The sequence below is a fragment of the Dysgonomonas termitidis genome, assembly GCF_042654545.1.
Taxonomy (GTDB): domain Bacteria; phylum Bacteroidota; class Bacteroidia; order Bacteroidales; family Dysgonomonadaceae; genus Dysgonomonas; species Dysgonomonas termitidis.
In genome coordinates this window covers 1-938 of the sequence record NZ_JBHSGN010000130.1, presented here as the reverse complement: position 1 = coordinate 938, position 938 = coordinate 1, and the positions used below count along the sequence as shown (strand labels likewise).

Below are 938 nucleotides of genomic sequence, written 5' to 3'. Positions count from 1 at the left end.
CCTTCGGCTTCGCTCAACGCCACTCCTCGCACATAATCGTTCGTTTCCATAGGTTTTTTCCTCAAAGGTAAGAACTCGCGTACGGCTTTGCAAGACGCGGTTACCCGAACTATTACCTTGCATGGAGGAAGACAGGGAGCATGCCATGCAGGGGCTTAAGCTGATACAGGACCTGTACAATGTGGAACACATGGCCGGTGAACAGGAGCTCACATACGAAAAATGTGCCGAACTGCGCCAGCGCCTGGCAAAACCTATACTCGACAGCTTCGAACTCTGGCTCAAAACCACTTATCCCAAGGTGCTCAAACGCAGTCTTATGGGAAAAGCGATTGCTTACGCTTATCCATTGGTGCCAAGAATGAGGCCCTACCTCTATGACGGGAGAATCATGATCGATAATAACCGGTGTGAAAATGCACTGCGTCCCATGGTTTTGACCAGAAAAAATATGCTGTTCTGCGGGAATCAGGAAGCCGCCGAAAGCACGGCCATTATCTGCTCCCTGCTCGGCTCCTGCAAAGAACATGGTATCAACCCCCGCGAATGGCTCAATGACGTCATCGCCAAACTGCCTTATTACCTTGCCCCAAAATCGGGGGAAAATCTGGAGCAGCTACTTCCCGGCCAGTGGAGAGGATGCAGGCAAAGTTCAGACAATCTGCCGGCAATCCCGGGAATGTCCCCGGACTTTCCATAGACAGTCCCGAGACTGGCCCGACAAATCAGACACCATTCAGCAGTTCTATAAAAATCCGGTATAAACCAATGGGATGGAACCCTTCGGTATATACCGGATTGATACTTTGTAATTTTGCTCACTAAAATAACGTGGTTGAGCGGTCGCTTACCATCCATCAGGGCGCGTTCGATCAATAGCCGTAACAAGTCCTTATCCTGCCAGGTAAAGTCGTTGCACAAACGGTCGTTGACAATGG

The 938-nt window shown here is 50.2% G+C and carries 1 pseudogene; it reads left to right on the top strand.

Annotated features, from left to right (window positions below):
- Positions 1 to 121: 121 nt before the first annotated feature.
- Positions 122 to 700 (top strand): annotated as a pseudogene (locus ACFO6W_RS21695) (IS66 family transposase); the annotation flags it as partial.
- Positions 701 to 938: the final 238 nt, after the last annotated feature.